At 69.9% G+C, this 1,455-nt stretch carries 1 protein-coding gene and 1 pseudogene; both read right to left on the bottom strand.

What is annotated here, in order from left to right:
• Window positions 1-140 (bottom strand): annotated as a pseudogene (locus AC27IQ_RS24490) (DUF6402 family protein); the annotation flags it as partial.
• A gap of 195 nt (window positions 141-335) precedes the next feature.
• Window positions 336-1,455, bottom strand: a 1,120-nt coding sequence (locus tag AC27IQ_RS24495; protein WP_487091135.1) for an FUSC family protein, incomplete at its 5' end; no start/stop codon positions are given.

Below are 1,455 nucleotides of genomic sequence, written 5' to 3' on the forward strand. Positions count from 1 at the left end.
GCCGCCGCCACCGGCCACCCCATGCGCGAGCGCATCACGCCAGGAATATCGTTGAGCTGAAACAGCCGCACCTTCGGCGGCAGCTTTTTCTCCAGCTGCGCACGCAGCCGCTCCTGGTCTACCTTGACCATGTCCTTCATGCAACCTCCCTCGTCCTTGATCGCCTGTTTTTTGGAACTGCGGATTCTCGGAGCAAAGAAGGCGCTCGGCGCGATGCCAAACGGTTTTCTGGTTACGTGACGTAACCCAAAAGCAAATCACTTTCACCAGGGCTTTCGGTGACCGGTTTCGAACGCCATGGGGCACGGTTTTGCCAGGCGGGGCGTGCCGTGCCTCTATGCCGGCGCCACCGGAGCGCGCGCCGCCAGCTGCGTGGCCAGGGCCTGCAGCAGGGCCAATTGCCGGCACACCAGGGCCAGTTGCGTCTGCACCAGCCGCAGGGTGTCCGGTGCGGCATCGGCGGCCTGTTCCAGCGCGGTGGCCAGCGTTTCGCCGTGGGCTGCGTCACCCTCCAGGGCCTCGCGGGTGCGCAGGGCGCGGGCAACGGCTTCGAGGCGCTCGACGGCGTAGCGGGCGCCCTCCTGTACCAGTGGGTCATCCACGCCTTCGGCGAGTTGGCCGCGGTGCGCGCCCAGCGCCGAGAGGTAGTTGAGCAGGGTGTGCGACAGCACCAGCATGCGCATGCCGGCCTGCGAATGCGAGCGCACGTGGCGGGGCTCGCGCAGCATGTGCGACAGGGCGGTGGAGAAGGCGGCGTCGGCGTTGTGGGCGGTGCGGCGGGCCAGTCGGTAATCGAGGTCGTCGTCCTTGCCGGTGGCGTACTGCGACATGATCTCGCGCAGGTACTGCCCGTTGGCCTGCAGGGCCTGCGCGGCCACGGCGGCCAGTCGCCGGCCCTGCCAGTCGGGCAGCACGACCATCATGGCGGCGGTGGCGATGGCGCTGCCGATCAGGGTGTCGAGCAGGCGCGGCAGGATCAGCGCGTGGGCCTCGCCGGTGGCCTGGTTGAAGCACATGAGCACCAGCAGCGTGATGGCGGCGGTGGCCGTGAGGTAACGCGTGGTGCGGGTGACGAAGAACAGCACGCCCGCCGCCACGGCGAAGAGCGCCTGCAGCGGCGGGCTGGGAAAGAGCTTGAGCAGCGCCCAGCCGACCACCAGGCCGATGGCGGTGCCGGCGACGCGCTGCGACACGCGCGTGACGGTGGCGCCGTAGGTGGGTTGGCACACGAACAGCGTGGCCAGCGGAATCCAGTAGCCGTGCACGGGGTCGATGAGCTGCATGGCGATGCAGCCGGCCGCGAGCGCCAGCGACAGGCGCGTGGCATGGCGAAACAGCGGCGTGCCCGGGTGCAGCTGCGCGCGCACGCGGCCCCAGGCATCGGCCAGCGACCGGGGCGATCGGTCCAGCAGGCTGCTGTCGCCCAGGCGCTCGCCGCCATCGGGGGTGGGGTGG

It is taken from the genome of Acidovorax sp. KPB24-07 (genome assembly GCF_057543315.1).